We start from the raw sequence: 24,787 nt of genomic DNA, 5'->3' as shown, positions 1-24,787 counted from the left end.
ACTCCTTCGTAAGTACGGGAAAGGACCCCATGCCTCCGGTGACTCTAGTTCTCGTCGGCGCCGGGCTGCGCGGTCAGTCGTACGCGCGCCGTGCCCATGACACCGGCGAGGGTCGGGTGGTGGCGGTGGCCGAGCCCGATCCCGCTCGACGCGCCGCCGCGGCCCGCGAGTTCGGCGTTCCGGACGACCGCGTGTACGCCGACTGGACCGAGGTCGTCGCGGCCGGCCGGCTCGCCGACGCCGCGATCGTCGCCACGCAGGACCGGCTGCACACCGCTCCCACCGTCGCGCTGGCCGACCAGGGCTACCACATACTCCTGGAGAAGCCGATGGCGACCGAGGAGTCCGAGGCCGAGGCGATCACGGAGGCGGCCGAGCGCAACAAGATCACGCTCGCCGTCTGCCACGTGCTGCGCTACACGCCCTACACCCGGGCGCTCAAGCGCCTGTTGGACGACGGGACGATCGGCCGGCTGGTCAGCGTGCAGCACCTGGAGCCGGTCGGCTGGTGGCACCAGGCGCACTCCTTCGTCCGCGGCAACTGGCGCAACTCCGGCACCTCCGCGCCGATGCTGCTCACCAAGTCCTGCCACGACATCGACTGGCTGCTCTACCTCTTCGGCCGGGCGCCCCGGCGGGTCGGCTCCTTCGGCAGCCTGTCCCACTTCCGCGCCGAGGACGCGCCGAAGGACGCCGCCGCGCGGTGCGTCGACTGCCCGATCGAGTCCACCTGCGCGTACTCCGCGAAGCGGCTGTACCTGGACTGCCTCGACAACGCCGACAGCCGGTTCTGGCCGCTGTCCGCGGTCACCGACGACCACACCGAGGCCGGTGTCCTGGCGGCGCTGCGCACCGGGCCGTACGGGCGCTGCGTGTACGCCTGCGACAACGACGTGGTGGACCACCAGGTGGTCTCGATGGAGTTCGACGACGGGGCGACCTGCTCGTTCACGATGAGCGCGTTCACCCCGATGGAGCACCGCAGGACCCGGCTGATGGGCACCCGCGGCTTCCTCGACGGCGACGGCCGGTCGATCCGCCGGGTGGACTTCCTCACCGGCACGGACGAGACGGTCGAGGTCGGCTCCGAGGCGGGCGCGTCGGCAGCCGACGGGCACGGCGGCGGCGACGAGGCGCTGACCGACGCCTTCCTCGCGGCCGTCGCGACCGGGGACGGGGCACTGCTGCGGTCCGACGCGGCGACCAGCCTCGCCGGGCACCGCGTGGTGTGGGCCGCGGAGCGGGCCCGCGCCACCGGCACGGTGGTCGAGGTCGCGCGGTAGGGGCCGGCGCTCCCGCCCCGGCTCCGCGCGTCGCGGCGACGCGCGGAGCCGGGGCGGGAGATCGTCCGGGGCGGGAGGTTCCGGGGCGGCGGCTCCGCTCCGACCGGGCCCCGGCGCGTCGCCGCGCCGGCCTGCGCGCCCGGACCGCACCCGGGGGCCGAGGGCCTGTCCGGCGGATCCTGCCGGGCTCACGGCGCCCGGCACCGCACCTCCCTGCGGTGCCGAATCACCCCCGTACGACCGGTACGAGGACGTCTCTCCGCCTTGCGATGCACGGCACCGGACACCGCGAGCCCGACCGGCACGATCCGCCGGACAGCCCTTAGTGGAACTGCGGGATGATCAGGTACAGGCCGTACAGGACCGCGCAGGCGCACACCGCGAAGCAGGCGCCGGCGGCGACGGTCCGCGCGCCGCCCTCGCCACCGCTCCCCCGGTGCTCGTCGCGGGCGGCCAGCGCCCACACGCCGAGGGCGAAGACCACCACGACGCCGACGGTGGCGCCCAGGCTCACCACGGCCACCTCCGCCAGCGATCCCCACTTCACGTCCATGACGCCTCCCTCCTGCCGCCCGCCCGTTGCCGGCGCGCTCCGTCAGTGCCCGCCCGTCCCCGTACGCGCGCGGGTTGCCGCTGTGGTGACCGTCCGGGTGCCCGCTCCGGCCGGGCCGGGCCGCTCACACCCCGGCCCGCGCGCTCGCGGCGGTCCGGACCTCGGCCGCGCGGGCGTCGTTGACGTTCCCCGCGTCGACCGGGTTGCGGCGGGACAGCAGCACGATCACCCCGGCCACCACGACGGCCGCCAGCGCGATCAGCACGGTGCCGAGCGTGCCGCCGTGCACCACCGCGCTCGCCGCCACCGCGCCGACGGCCGCGGCCGCGGGCAGCGTCACCAGCCACGCCAGCGCCATCTGGCCCGCGGTGCCCCAGCGCACCTCGGCGAGCCTGCGGCCGACGCCCGCGCCGAGGATGCCGCCGGAGCAGACCTGGGTGGTGGACAGCGCGAAACCGAGGTTGGCGGAGGTCAGGATCACCGCGGTCGAGGCGGACTCAGCGGCGAATCCCTGCGGCGACTCGATGTCCACCAGGCCCTTGCCCATGGTGCGGATGATCCGCCAGCCGCCGATGTAGGTACCGGCCGCGATGGACAGGCCCGCGGTGAGGATCACCCACACCGGCGGGCCCGCTCCCTTGTCGAGGGCGCCGCAGGAGATCAGCGCGAGCGTGATGACGCCCATCGTCTTCTGGGCGTCATTGGTGCCGTGGGCGAGCGAGACCAGCGACGCGGACGCGATCTGCCCGGCCCTGAACCCCTTGGACACGGTGTCCGCGCGGGCCCGCCGGGTGATCCGGTACGCGAAGTACGTCGCGGCGAGCGCCGCCAGGCCCGCCACCAGCGGCGAGACGACCGCGGGTATCAGGATCTTCTCGACGACCTGGTCGAAGTCGACGCCGTGTCGGCCCGCGCCCACCCACACCGCTCCGATCAGCCCGCCGAACAGCGCGTGCGAGGAGCTGGAGGGCAGCCCCAGCAGCCACGTGACGAGGTTCCACACGATCGCCCCGACCAGCCCCGCGAAGATCATGCCCGGGGTGACGAGCGCGTCGTTCACGATGCCGCCGGAGATGGTCCGCGCCACCTCGGTCGAGACGAACGCGCCCACCAGGTTGAGCACTCCGCTGATCGCGACCGCGACCTTCGGGCGCAGCGCGCCCGTCGCGATCGACGTCGCCATGGCGTTCGCGGTGTCGTGGAAGCCGTTGGTGAAGTCGAAGGCGAGCGCGGTCACGATGACCATCGCCACGAGGAAGGTGATGTGGTCCACGTCACCAGGAGAGCACCACTCGGCGTACTCAGCGAGACATGGACGTGAAGGTCCGGTAGGCACGGGCGACGTGTGTGGTTCCGCCGTGGCGGGGCACTCGGACGGCACCGCCTGTGTGCGGCGGCGGCCGGTCGGCCGGGGCCGGAAGTCGCCCTCGTGCGGCCCGCGTCAGGTCCGGAGCGGCGGCAGCGGGTGCGTCAACCGGGGCACGCCTCGCGGATGCGCGGACGGACGGGTCAGGGGGGCCGGGGTCGCGGGGCCCGGGTCGCCCGGCGGGTCCTCGTCGGGGCCGCGTCGGGGCCGCGTCGGGGCCGCCGGCGCTCAGGGGGTGCGCCGGGCCGGCGCGCCCGCCTGGACCGGCGCCCCCGGTCACCGGCGCGGGCGCTCACCGCGGACCCCCGGGAGCCGGGGCGCCCCGGGATATGGCGGGGCCGGGCAGCGCCGCTCCTCCTCGGTCGCGGCCAACCGCTCCGCGATCCACCGAGGGGGCGGCAGCGGCCCGTGGTCGGAGGTCACCGCGAGCCCGGCGCCCGCGGTGAGGTGGTCCAGCCGCAGGGCGCGGGTGAGCGGGCGCCGCGGTGCAGCCCGGCGGAGAACCCGGCCGCGAAGGCGCCGCCCGCGCCCACCTGCTCGACCACCCGCACCGCCGGGGCCGGCACGCGGTGCGTGTTCGCGCCGTCGAAGGCGGCCGCCGCGCCGGGCGGTCCTTGACCACGAACAGGCGCGGCCCGGGGGCGCGGGTCAGCCGACCTGGCTGCTGTCCTTGTGCGCGCCCCAGCCGTGCCAGCGTTCGATCTCGATCCAGGCACTGACCCGGTCGCGGTCGCGGCGGGCGTACTCCTTGCCGGTGTACTGCCGGGCCAGCCGGTCGATGTCGGCGAGTCCCTCGTCGGGGAGGATCTCGCCGATCCGTCCGACCAGGCTGACGTGCGTGTACCAGTCGTCCTTGTCCAGCACGGTGAGCGTCACCCGGGAGTCGTTGCGCAGGTGCTCGACCCGCTTGCGGCCCTCGTCCATGTTGATCAGGACCCGGCCGTCCTCCCACAGGTACCAGGTCGCGGTGGACACCGGCTGGCCGTCCGGGCGCAGCGTGGTGATCACGGCGGGGTTCGCCTTGGCCAGCATGGCGGCGGCGTCGTCGGGCAGCGGCGGTTTGGACATCTGCGTCCTCCTGGACGTGCGGTGATGGCGTTGCTGATCACCGCCATTCTGCAACGCACGCCGTGGGGGCGGCGCACGGCACGCGCCGGTGCGCACCCGCGCCCACCGGCGCGGACCCCGGCGACGGGACCTGCGCAGGGGCACCGGAGCCGCGCCCGGCGGTCCCGAAGGCCCTGGGGACCGAAGGCGCGGAAAGCGCGAAGGGCTCAGGGACAGAAGGGCGCAGGGACAGGGGACGTGACGGCCCGGAGGGCGTGACGGCCCCGGGTGCCCGAGGCCCGGCGCCGGAGAGGAGCGCGGCGCCGGGCCCCGGCGGGGCACCGTCAGCGCTCGTAGACGCCGTTCAGCCGGCCGCGGCCGAGGACTTCGGCGTCGATCCCGGGGAGCAGCGCGCGGGGCCGCTCCCGCCGTGGCGCCTCCGCGTCGGGGGCGCCGCCCACGGGCGCGGAGAGCGCGAAGAGCTGGAAGACGTAACGGTGCGGCCCGTGGCCCTTGATGGGCCCGGGGCCGCGGTAGCCGCGCCCGACGGTGCCGCGCAACGGCGTGACGCCCGCGGTCGGTCGGCGAACGTTGAGCGCGCCGGGGGCCAACTCCTCCACCGCCGGGTCCACGAGGGCGACGCAGTGCACCGCCGGCTTGGCCAGGGGGACGTCGATGTCCTCGACGACCAGCAGCAGTTGCGCGGTGCCGGCCGGCGGCGCGGTCCATGTCAGGTGCGGGGAGACGTTCTTGCCGCCGATCCTCTTCTCGCACTGCTCCAGCGGCAGGGACTCGCCCTCGGCGAAGGCCCGGCTGGTGAGCGTCAGTGCCTCGGGGCCGGTCAGGTTGGGCAGGTGCCACGCCAGGTGGGCGTCACCCGCCCGGCGGTCGCGCAGGAGCCGGCCGAGCAGCGTCATCGCGCGACTCCGATCACGTCGGCACGCAACGCGGTGCCGCGGGACCCGGTGTCCGGGCGCGGGTCGACGAGGTGGACGGCGGCTGCCGCGCGAGCCGCCCCCGTCCGCACGCCCGCCGCGCGGGAGCCGGCGCGATGCGCGACGGCCGGGCCGGCGCCGACGAAGCCGACGCCGACGCGGCTCGGGTCAACGGGGCTCGGGTCGACGCAACTCGGGCCGACACAGCTCGGGCCGACGCGGCTCGGGCCAACGGGGCGCTGGGCGGCCGGGCGGCCGGCGGGGGCCGGAACGGCGCCTCCCCGGCGGCCGTTGCCGCCGGCCGCGGGACCGCGGTGGTGCGTTGTCGGTGCCATGGGCTGTCACTCCTGTGCGGATCGGCCGGCTTCGACAGCCGGCGTCAGATGGTCCGGGCGAGCCGTTCGAGCAGGGGCGCGGCCGCGGCGAGCCGTTCCAGCTCCACGGCGGTGAACGCGCCGCCGGCCAGGGCACGGGCGACGACCTCGGTCCGCGCGTCGCGCTTGTCCTGCAACGCCCGCCGACCGGCGTCGGTGACCGTCAGCACCCCGCGCCTGCCGTCGTCCGGGTCGGGGCGGCGTTCGACCAGGCCGCGGGCGCGCAGGGCGCCCATCGTCGTCCCCATCGCCTGCGCCGTGATCTGCACCTCCCGCGCGAGCGCCGAGGACGTGGTGGGCCCCGAGCGCTCCAGGTGGGACAGCGCACCGCGCTCGGGCATCGTCAACCCGCCGGGGGCGGGCATCTGGCGCACCCGCCTCAGCAGCACGCTGACGCCCGCCAGCAGCAGCGCGGCGACCTCGCCCGGGTCCTGACCGTCGTCCATATGCTCAACCTAGCTTATCAACCTGCTTGAGTACATACGGCTCCCCGCGGCCCTCCCGCCACTCCTCCCCCGCCGCCCTCCCGGACCCGCCCGGGAACACCCCTGTCGGCCCCCGGATCACGGGGCCTGGCATCACCCGGCGCCCGTGCGGGCATGAGCATGGCAACGATGTCCTCCCGGCACCCCGCCCCCACTTCCCCCCACGGAGGTCCGTATGAGGTTGCGTTCCGCCCTGTCCGCGCTGTTACTCCTGATCGGCTGCGTGCTCGCGGCCACCGCGGCGGCCGGCGGCCCCGCCGCCGCCGTCACGGCGCTCCCCGTCACAGCACTCCCCGCCGCGGCGCCCGCGGCCGCGGCACCTGCGGCCATGGCGCCCGCAGCCACCGACCACACCGTCACCTTCGTCAACTCCACCGGACAGCGCGTCTGGATCGGCAGCAGCGTCAACGCCGACGGTTCCACCGCGCTCACCGGGCTGCCCGTGCTCGACACCGGGCAGTCCGCCACCGTCACCATCCCGGAGGACTCCGCCGCCGGCCACTGGCGGGGCACGTTCTTCGCGCGCGAGGGGTGTTCGGGCGACGACGGCAGCACGTTCCACTGCGTGCTCGGCGACTGCGGCGCGTCGGCGGGGGGTTGCACCACCGGTGAACAGCCGGTCAGCCTCGCCGAGTTCAACTTCGACCCCTCCGACAGCCTCGCCCCCTGGTACGACGTCAGCTACGTCAACGCCTTCTCGGTACCGGTCACCATCAGCCCCGACGGCGTCGCCCCGCCGCCGGACGGCGGTGCGTGCGCGCAGGAGGGCTGCCCCGACGACCTGCTGCCGTACTGCCCCCCGGACGACCTGACCACGGACGCCGGCACCGGCCTCCGCCTGTGCGTCAACCCCGACCGCGACGCGCAGACGGCGTACAGCGACGCCATCGGCGGGCACTGCCCGTGGGCGTACTCCTGGTCGAAGGCCGACACCGTGCCCGGCAACAAGGTGATGCGCGACTGCACGGCGTGCAGCGGCTTCACCGTCACCTTCCACTGAGAGGCGGCGCCGTGACCACGTCGAGTCCGAGGACCCACGGGCGCGTCCCCGCGCGCCTGCTGCCCGTGATCGTCGTGCTGGCCGTACTGGCCGTACTGGCCGTGCTCACCGTGCTCGGCCGCACCCCCGCCTCCGGCGCGGAGGCCCGCAAGGGCGTGAGCGTCACCCCGGTCGACGGTGCCTCGCAGGCGCTCGCCGACGTCGGGGCCGGCTGGTACTACGACTGGAGCACCACCCCGGGCGACGTCACCGGCCCGGCCGGCACCGAGTTCGTGCCGATGATCTGGGGCGCCGCGAACGTCAACGCCACCGACCTCGCGCAGGCGTCCCGGCAGGGCACCGAACTGCTCGGCTTCAACGAGCCCGACCTGGCCGGCCAGGCGTCGATGTCGCCCGACCAGGCGCTCGACCTGTGGCCGCAGTTGGAGGCGACCGGGCTGCGGCTCGGCGCCCCGGCGGTGGCGTACGGCGGCGACACCCCCGGCGGCTGGCTCGACCAGTTCATGTCGGGTGCGGCGGCACGCGGCTACCGCGTCGACTTCATCCCGCTGCACTGGTACGGCGGCGACTTCTCACCGGCGGCCGCGGACGAGCTGCGCGGCTACCTCCAGGCGGTGTACGACCGCTACCACAAGCCGATCTGGCTCACCGAATACGCCCTGACCGACTTCTCCGGCAGCACGCCGCGCTACCCGACCGCCCAGCAGCAGACGGACTTCGTCACGTCCTCCACCGCCATGCTCGACAGCCTCTCGTTCGTCGAGCGCTACGCCTGGTTCACCCTGTCCACCGAGACCAGTCCCACCGGCCTGTACGACGGCACCGTGCCCAACTCCTCGGGCACGGCCTACCGGGCGGCGAGCTGACCGGCGGTCACCGCCCCCGCCACCCCCGCCACCCCCGCCACCCCCGCCGGACCGTGTGGTCCGGCGGGGGCGGCGGCAGGACGGCAGAGCGCCGCGGGGCGGGTGCGCCCGCTGGTGCCGGAGGTGTCGGAGGTGGTCCGGGAACGGGCGAAAAGCGCTGGGACGGCGGTGTGTTCGCCCTTATGACCAGGCTTGACATACCTCCGGTCGCACGGCAACGATGCCTCCTGATCCCGGGTCCGGGGCAGCCCGGCGCACTTCGCTCCCCCGGCGCACGACACCCGCGCACATCAGGGTGCGGCGCACGCCGGAGCAGATCTCCTCCGTGTGCGACCACGGGTCGCAGAAACACGGAGGAGGGGTGCCGTTTTCATGGCAAGACGCACCAGAACATGGCAGATAGCCGTGGCCGCGACGGCGGTCGCGGCCACGGCCACGGCGGTGGGCGCCGGAACGGCGTCCGCGCAGAGCGGCGGGCACTCGACGTACACGGCGCAGCACAAGGGCCCGGGCGGCACGCCCGCCCCGGGCGGCACGTGCGCCTTCACGGTCGGCGGCAAGTCGTGGACCCCGGGCCAGGGCCTGGCCTCGATCAAGCCGTCGGACGACGGGAAGATCACCATCGGCGTCACCGCCGAGAGCGGGACCTGCACGGTCTCGCTCGCCGCCTACCTGGCGCAGGGCCCGGACTTCGCGTCCTCCGGCCAGCAGGTGCTCACCGACTTCTCGACGGTGACCGTGCAGCGCCACCAGCAGGGCAAGCTCACCGTGACCGCGCCCGCCACGGGCTGCTTCGCGCAGATCGACCTGTACAAGGGCAGCACCGAGTACGACGGCAAGTCCGGCGCCGGCCACGGCCCGGCGCCGCACGGCCCGAACGGCTCGGTGATCGGCTCCAACCTACTCGCCTCGTGGAACGGCCCGGTCGGCGGCAAGGACTGCACCGCCACCCCGCCCACCACCGCGCCGTCGTCGCCGTCCCCCTCGGACAGCACCTCGCCGGCCGACACCCCGTCGGACACCCCGACCGACACGCCGTCCGGCACCCCGACGGACACCGGCTCCGCCACACCGAGCGACACGGCGAGCGCCACGACCTCCGCGAGCACCAGCGCCGGCGCGCCGACCGCCGGTGACACCGGCTCCCCGTCCCCGTCCGCGAGCGGATCGCTCGCGCACACCGGTGGCGGCGGCAACAGCGGCCTGCTCGCCACGCTCGCCGTGGTGCTGGTCGCGCTCGGCGGAGCGGTCACCTTCGTGGTGCGCCGCCGCGGTACCGGCCGCGCGCACTGACGCACCGTCAGCAGCGGGCGCGCCGTCCGCGGTGCCGCCGGCGTGACGCCGGCGGCGGTTACGCCGTCGTGACGCCGTAGGCCCGCGGCGCCCGTCGCGCGGCGAGGGCCCGGACGCGAGCACTTCGCGTCCGGGCCCTTCGTCGCCGGTCAGTGGCCCGCCGTCGCCTTCAGGCCCACCACGGCGGCGACGAGCAGGCAGACGAAGAAGATCCGGGCGGCCGAGACGGGTTCGCCGAGCACCAGCATGCCCACCACCGCGGCGCCCGCCGCGCCGATCCCGACCCACACGCCGTACGCGGTGCCGATCGGCAGCGACCTGGCCGCGAGCGAGAGCAGCAGCATGCTGGCCGCGATGCCGGCACCCGTCATCAGACTGGGCCAGAGCCGGGTGAAGCCGTCGGTGTACTTCATGCCGACCGACCAGACCACTTCGAGCAGGCCGGCGACAACGATCAGGACCCATGCCATGACGGCACCTCCGCGGGTTGCTGACTACGGGGGTGCACCGTCTTTGCAGGGTCCCGGTACGGTGCGCTCGTCGGGGCGAACACCTCAACCGTAGCAAAGCGCCGCGTGGGGGTGGGCGAGCGGACGACGGGGGGCCGAGGCCACCGCGTGGTCCTCAGAACGCGGGCGGTACGGGCGGTACGGGCGGTCCAGGCGGCACGGACGACGGGCGCGCATCGGACGGCGCGGGCGGATCGGACGGTGCGAGGGGCGCGGCCGGATCGGGCGGGAGCGGGATCCAGCGGTGTGACCAGGCGATGACCGCCTCCAGCACCGGGTCCAGCTCCCGCCCCTTGTCGGTGAGGTGGTACTCCGCCGCGCTCTGGCCGCCCGCGCCCGCGCGGCGTTCGAGCAGGCCGCTCTCCTCCAGAGTGCGCAGCCGCTGGGCGAGCATGGTGTCGCTCAGCCCCGGAACGGCCGCCCGGATGTGCGCGAAGCGGTGCTGGCCGGTGAACACCGCGCGCAGGATCGCGCCGGTCCACCGCCCCCCGATCAGCTCGATCGCGGCGTGGAACCGTGCGCACACACGGTGGATCTCGATCGCGGCTGCGTCCTGGGCCGGCATCAGGAACCCCCGTCTCCGTAGTGCGCGCCGCGGCGGGCGGACGCCCGCGCGCGGCGGCGTCGGTGCGGTGCTACGCGTCCTGCCGCGATTCTGCCAGAACGGGGCGCAGCGGGCGCAGCGCCGCCTCGACCCGGACCAGTTCGTCCAGCATCGCCTTGGCGGACGCGACCATCGTCTCGTTCGGGCGCACCTTCGACTCCTCGTCGATGAACTGCCGGACGAACGGGATGCTCACGCCGTCGAAGACCGGGGTCATCTTCAGGGTCGTGACGACCTGCTTGACCATCTGCACCGCGCGGGTGCCCGCCGACACCCCGCCGTAGCTGACGAAGCCGACCGGCTTGTAGAGCCACTCGTTGTGCAGGTAGTCGATGGCGTTCTTCAGTTCGGCGTTGTAGCCGTAGTTGTACTCCGGCATCACGAACACCAGCGCGTCCGCGCCGGCGATCCGGGCGCTCCAGTCGCGGGTGTGCTGGTGGGTGTACCGGGCCAGCCGCGGGTGCTCCGGCTCGTCCATGAAGGGCAGCGCCACCTCGGCGAGGTCGATCAGGTCGACCTCGTCGAAGCCGCCGTGCGCACGCGCCTCCCCTTCGAACCACTGGGCGATCGGCAGGCCCAGCCGCCCCGGCCTGGTGCTCGCCACAATGATCCCGAGCTTCGTCATCGCGTCTCCTCCTGCGTGTTCCACGTGTTGGTCCTCGGTTCCCGGCGGCGCCGCGGACCCGTGCGGTCGGCGCGGAGTCCCGCCGTCCACCGGCCCGGTCGCCCCGGCGGCACTAAAGATACCTTAGTGAACGGACACGCCGTCCCCGGGTCCCCGCAGCCGCCCGTCGGGCCGGCCCGGAGCCCGCGGCGCCCGGCGCCCCTCCGTCCCGCGCCGACCGGCGCACGGGCCGTGTCCGTCGGATACTGCCCTCACCGCGTCCCCCACGTGCCGGAGGTAGCCATGGCCACGGCGGCCCCGCCTCCCGGCGAGCCGGACCGCGGGGCCGACCGCCCGCGGCGGGGCGGGCGCGGCACCCGGGCACGGCGCGGGCCCTGGGCGGCGGGGCGGGCGCGGGTCCTGGCCGCGCGTCGGGCCGCCGAACGGCGGTTCCCGGTCCTGACCGAGCTGACCGCGCGCCTGCTGTCGGTGAACCTGCTCGACGCGGCCACCCGTCTGGCGGCACAGCTCTTCCTGACCGCGGTGCCGTTCATGTTCGTGGTGGCCGCCTTCGCCCCGCAGAGCGTCCGCACGCACCTCCTGGACTCCGCGCAGGACCTCTTCGGGCTCGACGGCAAGGCCAAGCACCAGCTCGAGGAGCTCTACGACCCGCAGGGCGGCGACACCGACACCGAGCGGCAGACCACCGGCGCGATCGGAGCGGTGGTGACGCTGCTGACCGCCACCGCGAGCAGCCGGGCGATGGCCCGGGTCTGCGAGCGGGCCTGGCTGCTGCCGCGGGCGGCGGCCCGGCTGGTGGCGTGGCGCTGGCTCGCCTGGATCGTGGCGTGGGTGGCGGTACTCGTCCTCCAGGGGCCGCTGCGCGACGGCCTGGGCGCCGGGCCGTGGCTGGGGGTGCCGCTGATCTTCGCCGCGGACCTCGCGGTGTGGTGGTGGTCCCAGCACCTGCTGCTCGGCGCGCGCCTGCCGTGGCTGCCGCTCCTGCCGGGCGCGGCGCTCACCGCCGCCGCGATGACGGCGCTGTCGGTGACGGCCCGCCTCTACATGCCGCCGGCGCTCGACCGCAGCCTCGCGACCTACGGTCCGCTCGGCTCCGTCTTCACGCTGCTGTCGTGGCTGGTCGCGATCTGCGTCGCGCTGACCTTCACGATCACCGCGGGTGCCGTCCTGGCCACCGAGCCGCCCCTGGCCCGCTTCCTGCCCGCCCTCCCGCGACCCCCCGCGCCCGCCTGCGGGCCCGCCGACCCGGCACGGCCGGGTTCATGATCGAATGGGTGGGCTGCCCCAGGGCGATCACGAGGCGGAGGGGACGACCATGCCGGAGGACACCGTACGCACCCGCGTGTCGGCGTACGCCGTCGCGCGCGCCGGCGGGAGCCTGCTGCTCACCCGGCTCTCCGCCGCCTCCCCGGTGTTCGAGCCCGGACTGTGGCACCTGCCCGGCGGCGGCATCGACCCCGGCGAGCAGCCGGCCGACGCCCTGGCCCGCGAACTGCGCGAGGAGACCGGCCTCGACCTGCTCGACGCCCGGCTGCTCGGTGCCCGGTCGTACGTCGCCCAGCGCCTCGGCGTCAGTTGGCACCTGGTGGGGCTGTTCTACCTCGCCCGGGTCGCCGCGGGCACGCCGACCGTGACCGAGCAGGGCGGCTCCACCGGCGCCGCCCGCTGGGTCCCGCTGTCCGGACTGTCGAAGGAGCGGCTCTCCCCCGCCGCCGCCGACGCCCTGCGCATGCCGTCCTGAACGGCGCCGCCGGCCGCCGGCGGAAACCTTTCCGCATCCGGCACGCGCCTGCCCGGTCCGGACCGCTCCGGCTCAAGTACCGCCGGTTACGGGCACGTTGCCATCACCCGATCGTGCGACAGACAGGCGTGCGAGGTGACTTTCAGGCCACTGAAAGTTACCGGCGGGGGCACCTCATCGCCGCAGTTCCAGGCGCGGCCCAGTGGACTGGACCACAGAGGATTTCCCGAACCCCTTTACTCGGCGGGGTCGTTCATGCGTCACTCATGGCGCGTTCACCACGAGCACCTCACCCGCACCAACTCCCCCCGCTCTTCACCACACCACCCCCACTTGTGAGGCAAGGGCTACGCGAGTAGACCCGCTCATCGGACGAGCACGAGCACACCCCGCACCCGCACGCGCCCCCACCTCAAACGTGCATGGAGGAAGCCTTGTTCTCGCGAAACCGCAACGCCCGGGCCGTACGGCGGAGGCTGACGACGGCCGCCGTCCTCACCGCCGGACTGGCGTTGGCCGCGACCATGTCGACGACCGGGGCGGCCAACGCCGCCCCCGCGCCCGCGTCCGCGCCGTCCGGCAGCACCATCCCGCTCGGCCACGGCTACATGGGCGTCGGCTACGTCCAGGACAGCAAGGACTTCACACCCGACGCGAAGCACCTCCAGTTCGACGCCAAGGGCCTGGCGTCCCCGAACGTGACCTACCCGGCGGGGATCGACGTCTCGCACTACCAGGGGTCGATCAACTGGTCGTCGGTGAAGGCCGCGGGCATCCAGTTCGCCTACATCAAGGCGACCGAGGGGACCACCTACACGGACCCCAACTTCAGCGCCAACTACCTCAACGCCTACAACGCCAAGGTGATCCGGGGCGCCTACCACTTCGCGCACCCGGACCTGTCCAGCGGCGCGGCGCAGGCCACCTACTTCGCCGCGCACGGCGGCGCCTGGTCGGCGGACAACCTGACGCTCCCGGGCATGCTGGACCTGGAGGGCGGCTGCTACGGCAAGACCGCGGCGGCGATGCAGTCCTGGATCCTCGACTTCTACAACACCTACAAGGCCAAGACCAGCCGTGACGTGGTCATCTACACCAGCGCGAGCTGGTGGAACACCTGCACCGGCGGCTGGAGCGGCATGTCCGCCAAGAGCCCGCTGTGGGTGGCGCACTGGACCACCGCCGCCAGCCCCACGATCCCGAGCGGCTTCCCGTTCTGGACGTTCTGGCAGTACACCGACGCCGGCGCGGTGAGCGGCGTCTCCGGCGCGGTGGACCGCGACCGGTTCAGCGGAAGCAGCGCCCGGCTGCTCGCGCTCGCCAACAACACGCCCTGACCGCGTCGTCGAGGCGTACGCGCCCGGACGGCGAGCCGACCCGCGTCGGCTCCGCCGCCCGGGCGCGGCCGTGTTCGCGGCCGGTTCCCGCCCCCGCCGTGTCCGCGGGTGCCCGCGCCCCCGCCTCAGCCGGTGCCCGCGCCGCCGGTGCGCGCCGGGCGGGCGTCGGCGTACGCGCGTCCCAACCGGCTCACCCCTTCGCGTAGTTGGTCCGCGCTCACCGCGCTGATGTAGCTCAGTCGCAGATGGGGCGCCGGCGCCTCGGCCGCGAAGTAGGGGCGCCCCGGCGTGACGGCCACCCCCGCGTGCAGCGCCGCGGCGGCCAACGCGGTCTCGTCGCAGCCGTCGGGCAGCCGCAGCCACAGGTGGTAGCCGCCGTGCGGAACCCGCACCCGCAGCTCGGGCAGTTCGCGGCGCAGCGCCTCGGCCACCGCGAGCCTGCGCTCGTGCAGGGCGCCGCCCAGCGTCCGCAGATGGCGCCGCCAGGCGGGCGAGCCGACCAGTTCCAGGGCGGTCTCCTGGAGGGGGCGCGGCACGAAGAAGCTGTCCACCACCTGGGTGGCGCGCAGCCGTTCGGCCACCGGGCCGCGGGCGGCGAGAGCGGCGACCCGCAGGGAGGGCGAGGTGGCCTTGGTCAGCGAACGCACGTGCACCACCACGCCGTCCGGGTCGCAGGCGGCCAACGGTGCGGGCAGCGGCGGCGCGTCGGCGTGCGCCAGCCGCCGCGCGAAGTCGTCCTCCACCACGAACGCCCCCGCCGTGCGCGCGATCCGCAGCACCTCCGGCCGGCGCTCGGCGGACAGCGTGGCCCCGGTGGGGTTGTGGAAGAGCGGCTGGCAGACGAACACCCGCGCGCCGGTGGCCCGGAACGCCTGGGCGAGCAGGTCGGTGCGCACCCCGTCCCCGTCCACCGGGACCGGAACCGGGCGCAGCCCCGCGGCGCGGGCGACGGCGAGCGTGCCCGGGTAGGCGGGTGACTCGACGAGGACGGCCGCGCCCGGCGCGGCGAGGGAGCGCAGCGCGGTGTCGAGGGCGCTCTGGCCGCCGGCGGCGATCAGGACGTCGGCGCCGCCGAGGGCGGAGTCCGGTCCGGCGATGTCGCGGGCGAACCACGCCCGGAGGTCCGCGAGCCCCTCGACCGGGGGCCGGTCCCAGGTGCCCGGACGGCGGCCGGCCCGGGCCAGCGCCCCGGCGAGCGCGCGCTCGGGTTGCAGGGAGGAGTGCAGGTAGCCGCCCACCAGGTCGATCACGCCGGGCGGGGGCACGGCGAGGGTGGCGAGGACACCCGAGGCGTCGGCGGCGCGCGGGGCGGACGCCGGGACCGCGGCTCGCGGGGGGAACGGGGTTCCGGCCGCCGAGGCCGGGACCGCGGCGGGGGTGGGAACAGGAGCGGACGGCGGGTCGGCGCAGAGCGCGACCTCCTGCCAGGACAGGTCGCCGTGGGCCCGGCGCGGCGCCCGCGGCCGGGCGCGGAAGACGCCGGCGCCGGGGCGGGAGGTCACCTCGCCCTCGGTGACGAGCACGGCGATGGCACGGGAGACGGTCACCGGACTGACCCGGTAGCGCTCCATGAGGGCCCGGCTGGAGGGGAGCCTGCCGCCCTCCGGGCAGCGCGCCACCTCGGCCCGCAGGAGGCCGAGCAACTGGTCCACACTGCTACCCTCGTTCATGTCAGCACAAGATAGCGCTACTCCGGTCCGGTGGATAACAGCGAACCACGGGACCGTTCTCGCCGCGACCGGCGTGCTCAGCTTCTCCTTCAGCTTCCCCGCGACGGTCTGGGCGCTCGACGGCTTCGGCCCCTGGACGTCCACCGGACTGCGCGGCGTGCTCGCCGCGCTGGTCGCCGGCACCTGCCTGGTCGCCGGCCGGGTGCCGGTCCCCGGACGCCGCCACTGGCCGGGGCTGCTCGTCGTGGCCGGCGGCTGCGTGATCGGCTTCCCGCTGCTGACCACGCTCGCGCTGCGGACCTCCTCGACCGCCCATTCCGCCGTCGTCATCGGCCTGTTGCCGCTGGCCACCGCGATCGCCTCGGTCGCGCGCAACGGCGAGCGCCCGTCGCGGCCGTTCTGGTACGGCGCGGTCGCCGGGGCCGCCGCCGTCATCGGCTTCACCCTGGAGCAGAGCCACGGCCGGCCGACGGTCGCCGACCTCTACCTGTTCGGCGCGCTGCTCGTCTGCTCCGCCGGGTACGCGGAAGGCGGCCGGCTCGCACGGCACATGCCCGGGTGGCAGGTCATCGCCTGGGGCGTGGTCGCCGCACTGCCCGCCACCGCGGTCGTCACCGCCCTCGCGCTGCCGTCCGAACCGGTCCACCTGACCGGCCGCGCGGTCGCGGGCATGCTCTACGTCGCCGTCGTCTCCCAGTTCTGCGGCTTCGTCGTCTGGTACCGCGGCATGGCCGCCATCGGCGTCGCCCGCGCCAGCCAACTCCAACTCGCCCAGCCGCTGGCCACGTTGCTGTGGTCCGTCCTCCTCATGGGCGAACACCCCTCCCCCGTCACGCCGTTCACCGCACTGGCCGTCCTGCTGGCGATCACGGTCACCCAACGCGCCAGAGCGTGACCACACCTGTCCCCGACCGGCGCCCTGCCGACGCCGGTCGGGGTACGGGCGGTGTGCGGGCCGCGGGACCTCTACGGCGCGGTGGTCGACTCCGCGTTCAGCTCGGCCAGTTGGCGGGTGAAGACACGGGCGCCGCCCTGAGCGGGGTGGCGGACGGGGACAGCGGGCACGCCGTGGCGCGCCAGGGCCGCCTCCGCCTTGCGGCCCACCGCGACGAAGGTGCCGATCTCGAACGCCTCGCCGAGGGCGAGCGCGACAGGAGCGCCTGCGGCCACCTCGGCCGCGCGCGGGGTGCGGTTGGAGGCGGGGCGCCCCGGCTCGTGCGGGTGGTGCGGAAAGATCGGCCAGAACAGCGGCAGCGGTCCGCGCCACGAGGCCATCGCGCCCCACACCACCCCCGAGGACGCCTCCCACCCGAACGCGGGCTCCGGCGGCACCCGGAAGCCGTCGCCCTCCGGGTCACCGGTGATCAGCCCCGGCCGGGCCGTGAGTTGGCGGACACTCGTGAACGAGATGCCGCTGATCGTGTGGCCCCGGTGGCCGGGCGCCTCGCCGACCAGCATCACGCGGGGGCGGTTCCGGGCGATCAACTCCAGGTAGCGGCGCAGGTTCTCCGTCCGCAACCGGCCCGCCGCGTCCGCGCCGTAGAGGAACTCCGCGTCGTCGGACACCGGAACGTCCCGCAGCAGCGACCAGAACCGCGCCAGGTCGGGCCCGCTCACCGCGGCCACCCGGCAGGACCCGCACCCGTCACGCCGTACCCACCCTGCTCGTCATGCCGTCGCCCGCGTACCACCACCTGGGCACCGTACCGCTTCCGGCGCGCCGTTCACTCACCGACCGGAGCGGACGGGGCCGGGGCGGACGGGATCGGGTCGCTGCCGCGCGTGGCGGCCCACAGCAGGAGCGCGAGCAGGCTGACCGCCGCGCCCAGGGCGCACACCGCCCGCCATCCCGCCGCCGCGTAGAGGGAGGTCGCCGCGAGGGCTCCGGAGGCGCTGCCGATCGAGTAGAAGACCATGTAGCCGCCGATCAGCCGGCTGCCGGCGGCCGGGTGCAGCGCGTGGATCAGCGTCTGGTTGGTGACGTGGACCGTCTGCACCGCGAGGTCGAGCAGGACCACGCCGGCCGCCAGCGCCCACAGCGACTGCCGGGTGAGGGCCAGGGGCAGCCAGGAGGCGCTGAGCAGGACCAGCCCGGCGCCCGTGGTGCGGCCGGAGTGGCCGCGGTCGTTGAGCCGGCCGGCCGCGGTGGCGGCGAGGGCGCCCGCGGCCCCGGCCAGCCCGAACGCCCCGATCCCGGTGTGGGACAGCGCGTAGGGGGGCGCGCTGAGCGGCAGTGCCACGCTGCTCCACAGGACGCTGAAGGCGGCGAAGATCAGCAGGGCGAGCAGGGCCCGTACCCGCAGCAGGCGCTCCCGCGCGAACAGGACGGCGGTCGACCGCAGCAGCCGGCCGTAGCCCCCGCCCGCCGGAGCGGCACCGCGGCCGGTCGGCAGCAGGCGGTGCAGGGCCAGCGCGAGCGCGCCGGTGAGGACCGCCGAGCAGAGGTAGACCGAGCGCCACCCGGCCGCATCGGCCAGCAGCCCCGACACCGTACGGGCACAGAGGATGCCGGTGACCACGCCGCTGGTCACCAGCCCGACGACGCGCCCGCGTTCCCCGGGCGCGGCGAGGGAGGCGGCGAACGCCACCAGCGTCTGCGTCACCACCGCCAGCAGCCCCACGGCGGCGAGCCCGGCGAACAGCACCGCCGCGTCGGCCGCGGTCGCCACCACCGCCGACGCGACGGCCAGCAGCAGGAGTTGGGCCACGACCAGGCGCCGTCGGTCGAGCAGGTCGCCCAACGGCACGAGCAGGAACAGTCCGAGCCCGTACCCGACCTGGGTCAGGGTCACCACCGCGCCGACCGTGGCGGTCCCGAGCGAGAAGTCGCGGCCGAGCGTCACCAGGAGGGGCTGCGCGTAGTACACGTCGGCCACCGCCGTCCCGCAGGCCACCGCGAAGAGCAGGGCGAGCCCCCGGGACAGCCCGCGCCCGGCCTCCCCCGCGGCGGGCCCCGCGCCCTCGGCCGTCGTCACGCCCTCGTCCGTTTCCACGCCGACCCCTCACATCCGGTTGCATCTTGCTACCCGATGGACGGTAGACCGTTCTGGTAGCATGTTGCAACCGAATACGGGAGCACGGGAGAGGAGTGCGCGATGGTGGAGCGGACCCGCTTCGACGACAGCGACTGCCCCGTGGCGCGCTCGGTCGACGCCATCGGCGACTGGTGGTCGCTGCTGATCGTGCGCGACGCCTTCGACGGGAGCCGCCGCTTCGGGGAGTTCCAGCGCAGCCTGGGCGTGGCGAAGAACATCCTCAGCGCCCGCCTGCGCGCGCTGGTCGCCACCGGCGTGCTCGACACCGCGCCGGCGTCGGACGGCAGCGCCTACCGGGAGTACGTCCTGACGCCGAAGGGCCGGGCGCTCTTCCCCGTCATCGTGGCGCTGCGGCAGTGGGGCGAGCAGAACCTGTTCGCGCCCGGCGAGCCCCACTCCACACTCCTCGACCGCCACGAGGGGCGCCCCCTGCGCCCGCTCGAGGTCCACGCGGCGGACGGGCGCCGGGTCGACGCCGACGACACGGCCGTCCGGAAGATCGGCTGAACGCCAGGGCCGGAGCGCCGGCCGGAGCGCCGGCCCGCGCGCCACGACATCACGCCGCTCGGTGAGCGCGGCGCGGGGAGAGTGGTGCGGTGGGAGTGGTGTGACGGCCGCTCCGTACCCGTGGGCGCGCGGCCGTCCGGGCCCGGCCCGCGTTCGCGGTGGCGGCGCCGCGGGTCAGCCGTACAGGGCGGGCGCGGGCAGGACGAGGACGACCTCCCCGAGCACCTCGCCCCGCGCGTGCGCGTACCCCCGCTCGGTGCCGGCGACGGCGAACCCGCACTTCTCCAGTACCCGGATCGACCCGGCGTTGTCGATGGCCGCGCGCGCGTGCAGCGGCCGCTCGGGAACCTCGGTGAGCAGCGCGCGCAACGCGGCGGTGGCCACCCCCTGGCCCCAGTGCTCCCGGCCGATCCAGTACGTGACCTCGCGCTCCTCCGGCGGCCCGAACACCGCGACGTGGCCCAGGACGTCACCCCCGGCACCGACCACGGTGCGCCCGACGACCGCCGGGTCCTCCGAGGTGAACGCCGCCATCCACACCGCCTCGGGGTCCGCCGTCTGTACGAAGAAGACGGGCAGGTCGCCGTCCTGCACCGCCCGCAGCGCCACGTCCATCGCACCCTTCCCGTCCACCGGTGACCGGCGGCCGCGGGCTCCGCCCCGCCCGACCGCCACGCCCCGTGCTACCACCACCGGCCCGCGCGGTCCCGTCCTCCCCGATCCGCGCAGCCACCCGCGGGCACCCCGCGGCCACCGCGCACCGCGTCCGCCGACCCCGCCCGGCCTCCGCCGCCCACGCGCCCCCGGGCGAGGCACCGCCCCAAAGCGACGCCCACCCGAAGGCCCCACCCCGACACCCGCCCCCTTATCGCACACCCGTTCGAACATGTGCCAGAATCCAGCCATGCCCCACTTCTTCCCCGACGACCTCGTCCAGGCGCAGCACGACTGGTACACGACCTACCGCGAACTGGCGGCGAGCGCGGGCGCGGGCGCGCGCACCACCGTGCTGCGCCGCCGCCTGGTCCGGCTGTCCGTCCGGATCAGCGCGCACCCGTACTGGGCCACCCTCCCCGGCACCGCCCCCGCCGCGCGGATGGAGCTGAAGCAGATGACCTGGGACGCGCGGGCCCCGCACTACGCTCCCCACCACCCCAGCCCCGACCAGGCCCCCTGACGCCAACCGCCTCCGCCCCCGGCCCCGGCCACCCCGCGCCACCGCGACCACCGGCCGCCGGCCACCCCGCGCGCCCGTCCGCAGCCCCGATCGCCGCGCGCCCCCGGCCCGCCCCCTCGCGGACCACCGGAACCGCCACCCGCGCGGCACCCCCGCACCCCCGCTTCGCCCGAGCCGTCACCACCCCGTGACCTCCTCCGCCCCACCCGCCTCAGTGACCCTCGGTTCCGACAGATCACGGAGAGCGCTCTCTTCACGCCTTGACACGGCACGCCACATGCCCGCAGGGTACGGTCCAAGAGAGCGCTCTCAGCAGCGTTCGCCGCTCGCGCACCGCGCCCCCGAACGCCTCGCGCGCACCGCCCGGGCGCACCGCAGCCGCCGGCCGTAGGACAGGGGTAGGTCGTATGCCTTCACGCAGCGCCGCAGGGAGTGACGCGCCCGGAGCCGTCCAAGGGCTCGGGGGTGGAACCGCCACGCTGGTCGCGGAGGCGCTGCGCCGCCGCACGTTCGCCGCCGCCGCGCCGGTCGCCGCACCCCCACCCGCCGCGCCCGCCGTATCCGCGGCGGGTGCTGTCGCGCCCGCCCCGCCCGGCACCGCACCGGCCGCCTCCTCCGCGCGCGACCGCGGCGGCCGGCGACCCGCGTACGCCTACCGGCCGTCCGCCGAGCCGGACTTCGGCCCGAACGTCCGCGTGTTCGGTCCGGACACGCCGATCGGCCGGGTCCAGGAGGCACTGGACGCCGCCGCGGCCGCGCCGCCGGCCGAGGGGTCCGACCCCGCCGGCCTGCGCACCTTCCTCTTCAAGCCCGGCCACTACGCCGTGGACCTCCGGCTCGGCCCCCGTACCTCCGTCGCGGGCCTCGGCGCGCACCCCGGCGACGTCACCGTCGACGGGGCCGTGCGGATCACGGGACGGCCGAGCCGGCACGCGGCCGGCGGCGCGCCGGCGGACGCCCCGCGCACGGCGGGCGGCCCCACCACCGCGCCCGTGGACGGCGGTTGGCGGGACGCGTCACCCACCGCGCCGGTGCACCGGATGCACGTGCGCGGCCGACTGCTGCTCGCCCCGGGCGGGAGCGGGCTCCGCGGCGGCGGGCGGATCGCCGACGCGCCGGCGGGCCCGATGATCACGGTGGAGCCGGTACGGGTCGGCCCCGCCGCCGGTGCCGGGGAGACGGCGGAACGGCCCGCGCGGGTCCTCCCGCAACCGCCGCTCCCCGCGCGGGCGGACGGCCCGCCCAGCCGCGGGAGGCCGTTCCTCTACGTCGGCGAGGGCGGCCACTACCGCGTGTTCCTGCCGGGGCTGCGGCACACCGCAGCGGGCGCGGGCGCGGGCGGGAGCGTCGGCGGCACGCCGGACTCGTCGGTGCCGATCGACCGCTTCTTCGTGGCCCGGCCGGAGGACTCGGCGCGCGCGATCAACAAGGCGCTCTCGCAGGGACGGCACCTCCTGCTGACTCCGGGCGTCTACGACCTCGCGGACACCGTCCGGGTCAAGTGGTCCGGCACCGTGGTGCTCGGGCTCGGCCACGCGATGCTCCGCCCGCGCCCGGGCGTGGTCGCGATGACGGTCGCGGACGCGCGCGGGGTGCGGATCGCGGGGCTGCTGATCGACGGGCACCCGGCCGACTCCCCGGTGCTGCTGGAGATCGGGGCGCGGCGGGGTGGCCGCGCCGACCCGCGCGATCCGGCCTCGGTCCAGGACGTCTGCCTGCGGGTCGGCGGCGGCCGCGGGACGGGCTCCGCGCTCGTCGTCAACAGCGACGGGGTGCTGCTCGACCACGTCGGCGTCTGGCACGCCGGAGCGTGCGGCCCGGAAGGCGGGGAGCGGCCGGCAGTGGTCGTCAACGGCGACGGGGTGCGGGCCACCGGGCTGTTCACGGCGGGTCGCGGAACGGCGGGCGAGGCGTGGGCCGGCGAGGACGGCCGCGGTCCCGCCGCGTCGGGCGTCCCGGCGTCGCGCTGAACAGCGGGCGGGCGGGGCCGGGGCGTCACGCCCGCAGGTGCGGCAGCACCCTGTCCAGCCGGCGCGGCAGCCACCAATTGGCGCGGCCGATCAGGAACATCGTGGAGGGCACCAGCACCAGCCGTACCAGCGTGGCGTCCAGCACGACGCTCACCGCCAGGCCGAGCGCGAGCATCTTGACCACGACGGTGGGCGAGGCGGTGAAGGAGAGGAAGACCGCCGTCATGATCAGGGCGGCGCCGGAGACGACCCGCCCGGTGGCGGCGAGTCCGGTGCCGACGGAGGCGGTGTTGTCGCCGGTGCGGCGCCACGCCTCGGAGATCCGGGACAGCAGGAAGATCTCGTAGTCCATGGACAGTCCGAAGACGATGGCGAACATCATCATCGGCACGTAGGACTCGATGGGCACCGCCTCGGGCAGGCCGAACAGGCCCCCGCCCCAGCCCCATTGGAAGACGGCGACCAGGACACCGTACGAGGCCCCGGTGGTCAGCAGGTTGAGCACGACCGCCTTCAGCGGGATGACCAGGCTGCGGAAGACCGCCATCAGCAGCACGAAGGCGCAGACCAGCACGATGCCGATGATGACCGGCAGCCGCTCTGCCACCTTGTCGCGGAAGTCGAGTTGGGCGGCGGGGGTTCCGGTGAGGTGGGCGCGGGCGCCGGTGCCGCGCAGCGCGTCGGGCAGGGTGTGGCGGCCGAGCGCGTCGAACAGCGCACCGGTGGCGGCGGACTGGGGCGCGCTCGCCGGTTGGACGCTGGTGACCAGGATCTTCCCGTCGGAGCTGGGCCGCACCTCCCCCGCCGCCGCCACGTCGGGTGTGTCCCGGAGGGCGCGGGTCAGGTCGTCGGCGACGGTGTCCGGAGAGGCGGTGGCGCCGGCGAGGTCGACGACGACGGTGAACGGGCCGTTGGCGCCGGGGCCGAAGCCCGGGCCGTGGGCGTCGGCGATCCAGTCGTAGGCGGTCCGGCTCGTGGAGCCCTTCGGGTCGGCGCCGTCGTCCACGTGCCCCAGCCGCATCGAGAACATCGGCACCGCGCAGACCACGAGCACCGTGACGCCTGCGGCGAGGAACCGTACGGGGTGGCGGGCGACGGTGCGGGCGTAGCGGTGCCAGCCGTCGGACGCGCCGGTGGTCTCCGCGACGGGGCGGCGGCGCACCGCGACCCGGTCGATGCCGCGGCCGACCAGCGCGAGCGCGGCGGGCACCAGCGTCAGCGAGGCGCAGGCGGTGACCACCACCGCGAGGGTCGCGGCGAGCCCGAGCTTGCCGATGAAGGTGAGGCCGCAGGCGTACAGGCTGAGCAGGGCCACCGCCACGGTGAGGGCGGCGACCAGCACCGCGTGGCCGCTGGAGTCGGTGGTCCGGGCGACGGCCTGGCGCGGGTCGCGGCCGTCGATCAGGTCCTGGCGGAACCGCGTGGTCAGGAAGAGGGCGTAGTCGATGCCGACACCGAGCCCGATCATCACGGCCAGGGTGGGCGCGGCGGTGGCGAAGGTGACGGCGCCCGCCACGACGCTGACCACGCCGACACCGACGCCGACACCGACCACGGCGGTCAGCAGCGGCAGCAGCGCGGCCAGCACGCTGCCGAACGCGAGCAGCAGGATCAGCAGCGCCGCGACGACGCCGACCGCCTCGCTGGCGGAGTCGTTCGCGGGCGCGCGGGTGACCTGGTCGAAGTCCCCGCCGAACGCGACCCGCACGCCGTCGGCACGGGCGGGCGCCACCGCCTCGTCCAGGGTGTCGGTGTAGCCGTGGCCGAGGGTCTTGAGCTGCACGTCGAAGGAGACGGTGCGGTAGGCGGTCCGGCCGTCGGAGCTGGTGGTCTGCCCGGAGACCGAGGTGGCGTGCGGCATCGCCGCGAGGCGGTCGACGCTCTCGTCCACGGCCTGCCGGTGCGAGGCGACGGTGCCGGAGCCGACGTGCAGCACCACCTTGCCGGTGGTCGCGCCCGCCGCCGGGTCGGAGGTCCTGAGCAGGTCGGCGCCGCGGTCCGACGAGCTGCCGGGCAGGCTGACCTTGTCGCTGAACGTGGGGCCGACGACGTGCCGGCCGCCGAGCGCGAGAACGAGCAGGACCAGCCAGACGGCGACGACCCGGACCGGGTGGCATGCGCAGAAGGCGCCGATGCGGCCGAGGCCGCCGAGCTGGCCGTTCGAGCCCGGCCGGCCGTTCGGGCCTGCCTGGCCGCTCGGGCTTGCCTGGCCGCTCGGACCTGCCTGGCCGTTCGGGCCCTGGGCGCTGTCCGTGCCGTTGTGGCCGGGGCCCGGGGGCGCCGGGGGTTCGGATTGCGGGGGTTCGGACGGGGAGCGGGAAGACACGGCGCCTCCGGAAAAAGTGTCAGGACCGACACGACTGCGCGGTGAGCCCGAGCCTAGAGCAGGAAGTGGCAGAACTGCCAATTG

25 protein-coding genes and 1 riboswitch are annotated in these 24,787 nt (G+C 75.4%); of the genes, 11 read left to right on the top strand and 14 right to left on the bottom strand.

Features of this window, described 5'->3' with window-relative positions; all coding sequences use genetic code 11:
• The first annotated feature begins 29 nt into the window (after window positions 1-29).
• Window positions 30-1,283, top strand: coding sequence for a Gfo/Idh/MocA family protein (locus RVR_RS35060; RefSeq protein WP_202237964.1), 1,254 nt, complete (start codon window positions 30-32; stop codon window positions 1,281-1,283).
• A 322-nt stretch (window positions 1,284-1,605) separates the two neighbouring features.
• Here RVR_RS35060 and RVR_RS35055 read toward each other — a convergent pair whose 3' ends face one another.
• The 6 genes from RVR_RS35055 to RVR_RS35030 form a co-directional block, all read right to left on the bottom strand.
• Entirely contained in the window at window positions 1,606-1,836 is a 231-nt protein-coding gene (locus tag RVR_RS35055; protein WP_202237963.1) for a hypothetical protein, read from the bottom strand.
• Between the two features lie 124 nt (window positions 1,837-1,960).
• Window positions 1,961-3,109 carry an inorganic phosphate transporter gene (locus RVR_RS35050; RefSeq protein WP_202237962.1) on the bottom strand — a complete coding sequence of 383 codons (1,149 nt, stop codon included), beginning with the start codon at window positions 3,107-3,109 and terminating at the stop codon, window positions 1,961-1,963.
• A 512-nt stretch (window positions 3,110-3,621) separates the two neighbouring features.
• Window positions 3,622-3,768 (bottom strand): hypothetical protein, encoded by a 147-nt coding sequence (locus tag RVR_RS39015; RefSeq protein ID WP_202237961.1) that lies wholly within the window; start codon window positions 3,766-3,768, stop codon window positions 3,622-3,624.
• Between the two features lie 82 nt (window positions 3,769-3,850).
• Window positions 3,851-4,270 (bottom strand): PPOX class F420-dependent oxidoreductase, encoded by a 420-nt coding sequence (locus tag RVR_RS35040; RefSeq protein WP_202237960.1) that lies wholly within the window; start codon window positions 4,268-4,270, stop codon window positions 3,851-3,853.
• A 323-nt stretch (window positions 4,271-4,593) separates the two neighbouring features.
• Window positions 4,594-5,166, bottom strand: a complete 573-nt coding sequence (locus RVR_RS35035; RefSeq protein ID WP_202237959.1) for a YbhB/YbcL family Raf kinase inhibitor-like protein — start codon at window positions 5,164-5,166, stop codon at window positions 4,594-4,596.
• A 397-nt stretch (window positions 5,167-5,563) separates the two neighbouring features.
• A complete protein-coding gene (locus RVR_RS35030) occupies window positions 5,564-6,004 on the bottom strand; it encodes a MarR family winged helix-turn-helix transcriptional regulator (protein WP_202237958.1) in 441 nt (146 codons plus the stop codon).
• Window positions 6,005-6,218: 214 nt separating this feature from the next.
• Between RVR_RS35030 and RVR_RS38255 the strand changes: the two genes are divergently transcribed.
• The 3 genes from RVR_RS38255 to RVR_RS35020 all read left to right on the top strand — a co-directional run bounded on the left by RVR_RS38255 (window position 6,219) and on the right by RVR_RS35020 (window position 9,202).
• Complete coding sequence (locus RVR_RS38255) at window positions 6,219-7,043, top strand: thaumatin family protein (protein WP_237405157.1); 825 nt, start codon at window positions 6,219-6,221, stop codon at window positions 7,041-7,043.
• A gap of 11 nt (window positions 7,044-7,054) precedes the next feature.
• Window positions 7,055-7,909, top strand: a complete 855-nt coding sequence (locus RVR_RS38250) for a glycoside hydrolase family protein (RefSeq protein WP_272933126.1) — start codon at window positions 7,055-7,057, stop codon at window positions 7,907-7,909.
• A gap of 372 nt (window positions 7,910-8,281) precedes the next feature.
• Window positions 8,282-9,202 carry a hypothetical protein gene (locus RVR_RS35020; RefSeq protein WP_202237948.1) on the top strand — a complete coding sequence of 307 codons (921 nt, stop codon included), beginning with the start codon at window positions 8,282-8,284 and terminating at the stop codon, window positions 9,200-9,202.
• A gap of 149 nt (window positions 9,203-9,351) precedes the next feature.
• Here the strand turns inward: RVR_RS35020 and RVR_RS35015 are convergent, their stop codons facing one another.
• The 3 genes from RVR_RS35015 to RVR_RS35005 form a co-directional block, all read right to left on the bottom strand.
• Window positions 9,352-9,672 carry a DMT family transporter gene (locus RVR_RS35015; RefSeq protein WP_202237946.1) on the bottom strand — a complete coding sequence of 107 codons (321 nt, stop codon included), beginning with the start codon at window positions 9,670-9,672 and terminating at the stop codon, window positions 9,352-9,354.
• A gap of 31 nt (window positions 9,673-9,703) precedes the next feature.
• A riboswitch (guanidine-III (ykkC-III) riboswitch) is annotated at window positions 9,704-9,767 on the bottom strand.
• Window positions 9,768-9,826: 59 nt separating this feature from the next.
• The gene (locus RVR_RS35010; RefSeq protein WP_202237944.1) at window positions 9,827-10,276 is read right to left on the bottom strand and encodes a winged helix-turn-helix transcriptional regulator; all 450 of its coding nucleotides are present in this window, start codon (window positions 10,274-10,276) and stop codon (window positions 9,827-9,829) included.
• Window positions 10,277-10,346: 70 nt separating this feature from the next.
• Window positions 10,347-10,940, bottom strand: a complete 594-nt coding sequence (locus tag RVR_RS35005; protein WP_202237942.1) for an NADPH-dependent FMN reductase — start codon at window positions 10,938-10,940, stop codon at window positions 10,347-10,349.
• Between the two features lie 282 nt (window positions 10,941-11,222).
• Here RVR_RS35005 and RVR_RS35000 point away from each other — a divergent pair, with 282 nt between their 5' ends.
• From RVR_RS35000 to RVR_RS34990, 3 genes are all read left to right on the top strand, one after another.
• Complete coding sequence (locus tag RVR_RS35000; protein ID WP_237405156.1) at window positions 11,223-12,206, top strand: YhjD/YihY/BrkB family envelope integrity protein; 984 nt, start codon at window positions 11,223-11,225, stop codon at window positions 12,204-12,206.
• Window positions 12,207-12,210: 4 nt separating this feature from the next.
• Window positions 12,211-12,681: an NUDIX hydrolase gene (locus RVR_RS34995; protein WP_237405155.1), complete on the top strand. Its 471-nt coding sequence runs from the start codon at window positions 12,211-12,213 to the stop codon at window positions 12,679-12,681.
• 434 nt (window positions 12,682-13,115) lie between these two features.
• Entirely contained in the window at window positions 13,116-14,018 is a 903-nt protein-coding gene (locus RVR_RS34990) for a GH25 family lysozyme (RefSeq protein WP_430393205.1), read from the top strand.
• Window positions 14,019-14,143: 125 nt separating this feature from the next.
• Here RVR_RS34990 and RVR_RS34985 read toward each other — a convergent pair whose 3' ends face one another.
• Window positions 14,144-15,688, bottom strand: coding sequence for an aminotransferase-like domain-containing protein (locus RVR_RS34985; protein ID WP_202237939.1), 1,545 nt, complete (start codon window positions 15,686-15,688; stop codon window positions 14,144-14,146).
• Between the two features lie 73 nt (window positions 15,689-15,761).
• Here RVR_RS34985 and RVR_RS34980 point away from each other — a divergent pair, with 73 nt between their 5' ends.
• On the top strand, window positions 15,762-16,583 hold the full coding sequence (locus RVR_RS34980) for a DMT family transporter (RefSeq protein ID WP_430393204.1): 822 nt from the start codon (window positions 15,762-15,764) through the stop codon (window positions 16,581-16,583).
• A 71-nt stretch (window positions 16,584-16,654) separates the two neighbouring features.
• On the opposite strand, the gene RVR_RS34975 is transcribed toward RVR_RS34980, so the two are convergent.
• A complete protein-coding gene (locus RVR_RS34975) occupies window positions 16,655-17,305 on the bottom strand; it encodes a uracil-DNA glycosylase (RefSeq protein ID WP_202237936.1) in 651 nt (216 codons plus the stop codon).
• A 107-nt stretch (window positions 17,306-17,412) separates the two neighbouring features.
• Window positions 17,413-18,663 carry an MFS transporter gene (locus RVR_RS34970; protein WP_237405466.1) on the bottom strand — a complete coding sequence of 417 codons (1,251 nt, stop codon included), beginning with the start codon at window positions 18,661-18,663 and terminating at the stop codon, window positions 17,413-17,415.
• Window positions 18,664-18,783: 120 nt separating this feature from the next.
• On the opposite strand from RVR_RS34970, the gene RVR_RS34965 reads away from it, so the two are divergent.
• The gene (locus RVR_RS34965; protein WP_202237934.1) at window positions 18,784-19,230 is read left to right on the top strand and encodes a winged helix-turn-helix transcriptional regulator; all 447 of its coding nucleotides are present in this window, start codon (window positions 18,784-18,786) and stop codon (window positions 19,228-19,230) included.
• Between the two features lie 174 nt (window positions 19,231-19,404).
• Here the strand turns inward: RVR_RS34965 and RVR_RS34960 are convergent, their stop codons facing one another.
• Entirely contained in the window at window positions 19,405-19,845 is a 441-nt protein-coding gene (locus tag RVR_RS34960) for a GNAT family N-acetyltransferase (RefSeq protein WP_202237933.1), read from the bottom strand.
• Between the two features lie 289 nt (window positions 19,846-20,134).
• On the opposite strand from RVR_RS34960, the gene RVR_RS34955 reads away from it, so the two are divergent.
• Together RVR_RS34955 and RVR_RS34950 are read left to right on the top strand one after the other, a co-directional pair.
• Window positions 20,135-20,407, top strand: a complete 273-nt coding sequence (locus RVR_RS34955) for a hypothetical protein (protein ID WP_202237932.1) — start codon at window positions 20,135-20,137, stop codon at window positions 20,405-20,407.
• Between the two features lie 407 nt (window positions 20,408-20,814).
• Window positions 20,815-22,377, top strand: a complete 1,563-nt coding sequence (locus RVR_RS34950; RefSeq protein ID WP_202237931.1) for a coagulation factor 5/8 type domain-containing protein — start codon at window positions 20,815-20,817, stop codon at window positions 22,375-22,377.
• A gap of 25 nt (window positions 22,378-22,402) precedes the next feature.
• On the opposite strand, the gene RVR_RS34945 is transcribed toward RVR_RS34950, so the two are convergent.
• Complete coding sequence (locus tag RVR_RS34945; protein WP_202237930.1) at window positions 22,403-24,703, bottom strand: MMPL family transporter; 2,301 nt, start codon at window positions 24,701-24,703, stop codon at window positions 22,403-22,405.
• Window positions 24,704-24,787 lie beyond the last annotated feature (84 nt).

Source organism: Streptomyces sp. SN-593, assembly GCF_016756395.1.
Lineage (GTDB): Bacteria > Actinomycetota > Actinomycetes > Streptomycetales > Streptomycetaceae > Actinacidiphila > Actinacidiphila reveromycinica.
Note: the sequence above shows the minus strand (reverse complement) of the source record. Positions and strands in the feature narration are given on the sequence as shown.

What these genes read in the sequence shown, in the direction of transcription:
- RVR_RS35060 (WP_202237964.1), top strand. Translation starts at nt 30, where the DNA reads ATGCCTCCGGTGACTCTAGTTCTCGTCGGCGCCGGGCTGCGCGGTCAG.
- RVR_RS35055 (WP_202237963.1), bottom strand. Translation starts at nt 1,836, where the DNA reads ATGGACGTGAAGTGGGGATCGCTGGCGGAGGTGGCCGTGGTGAGCCTG.
- RVR_RS35040 (WP_202237960.1), bottom strand. Translation starts at nt 4,270, where the DNA reads ATGTCCAAACCGCCGCTGCCCGACGACGCCGCCGCCATGCTGGCCAAG.
- RVR_RS35035 (WP_202237959.1), bottom strand. Translation starts at nt 5,166, where the DNA reads ATGACGCTGCTCGGCCGGCTCCTGCGCGACCGCCGGGCGGGTGACGCC.
- RVR_RS35030 (WP_202237958.1), bottom strand. Translation starts at nt 6,004, where the DNA reads ATGGACGACGGTCAGGACCCGGGCGAGGTCGCCGCGCTGCTGCTGGCG.
- RVR_RS38255 (WP_237405157.1), top strand. Translation starts at nt 6,219, where the DNA reads ATGAGGTTGCGTTCCGCCCTGTCCGCGCTGTTACTCCTGATCGGCTGC.
- RVR_RS35020 (WP_202237948.1), top strand. Translation starts at nt 8,282, where the DNA reads ATGGCAAGACGCACCAGAACATGGCAGATAGCCGTGGCCGCGACGGCG.
- RVR_RS35015 (WP_202237946.1), bottom strand. Translation starts at nt 9,672, where the DNA reads ATGGCATGGGTCCTGATCGTTGTCGCCGGCCTGCTCGAAGTGGTCTGG.
- RVR_RS35010 (WP_202237944.1), bottom strand. Translation starts at nt 10,276, where the DNA reads ATGCCGGCCCAGGACGCAGCCGCGATCGAGATCCACCGTGTGTGCGCA.
- RVR_RS35005 (WP_202237942.1), bottom strand. Translation starts at nt 10,940, where the DNA reads ATGACGAAGCTCGGGATCATTGTGGCGAGCACCAGGCCGGGGCGGCTG.
- RVR_RS35000 (WP_237405156.1), top strand. Translation starts at nt 11,223, where the DNA reads ATGGCCACGGCGGCCCCGCCTCCCGGCGAGCCGGACCGCGGGGCCGAC.
- RVR_RS34995 (WP_237405155.1), top strand. Translation starts at nt 12,211, where the DNA reads ATGGGTGGGCTGCCCCAGGGCGATCACGAGGCGGAGGGGACGACCATG.
- RVR_RS34985 (WP_202237939.1), bottom strand. Translation starts at nt 15,688, where the DNA reads ATGAACGAGGGTAGCAGTGTGGACCAGTTGCTCGGCCTCCTGCGGGCC.
- RVR_RS34965 (WP_202237934.1), top strand. Translation starts at nt 18,784, where the DNA reads ATGGTGGAGCGGACCCGCTTCGACGACAGCGACTGCCCCGTGGCGCGC.
- RVR_RS34960 (WP_202237933.1), bottom strand. Translation starts at nt 19,845, where the DNA reads ATGGACGTGGCGCTGCGGGCGGTGCAGGACGGCGACCTGCCCGTCTTC.
- RVR_RS34955 (WP_202237932.1), top strand. Translation starts at nt 20,135, where the DNA reads ATGCCCCACTTCTTCCCCGACGACCTCGTCCAGGCGCAGCACGACTGG.
- RVR_RS34950 (WP_202237931.1), top strand. Translation starts at nt 20,815, where the DNA reads ATGCCTTCACGCAGCGCCGCAGGGAGTGACGCGCCCGGAGCCGTCCAA.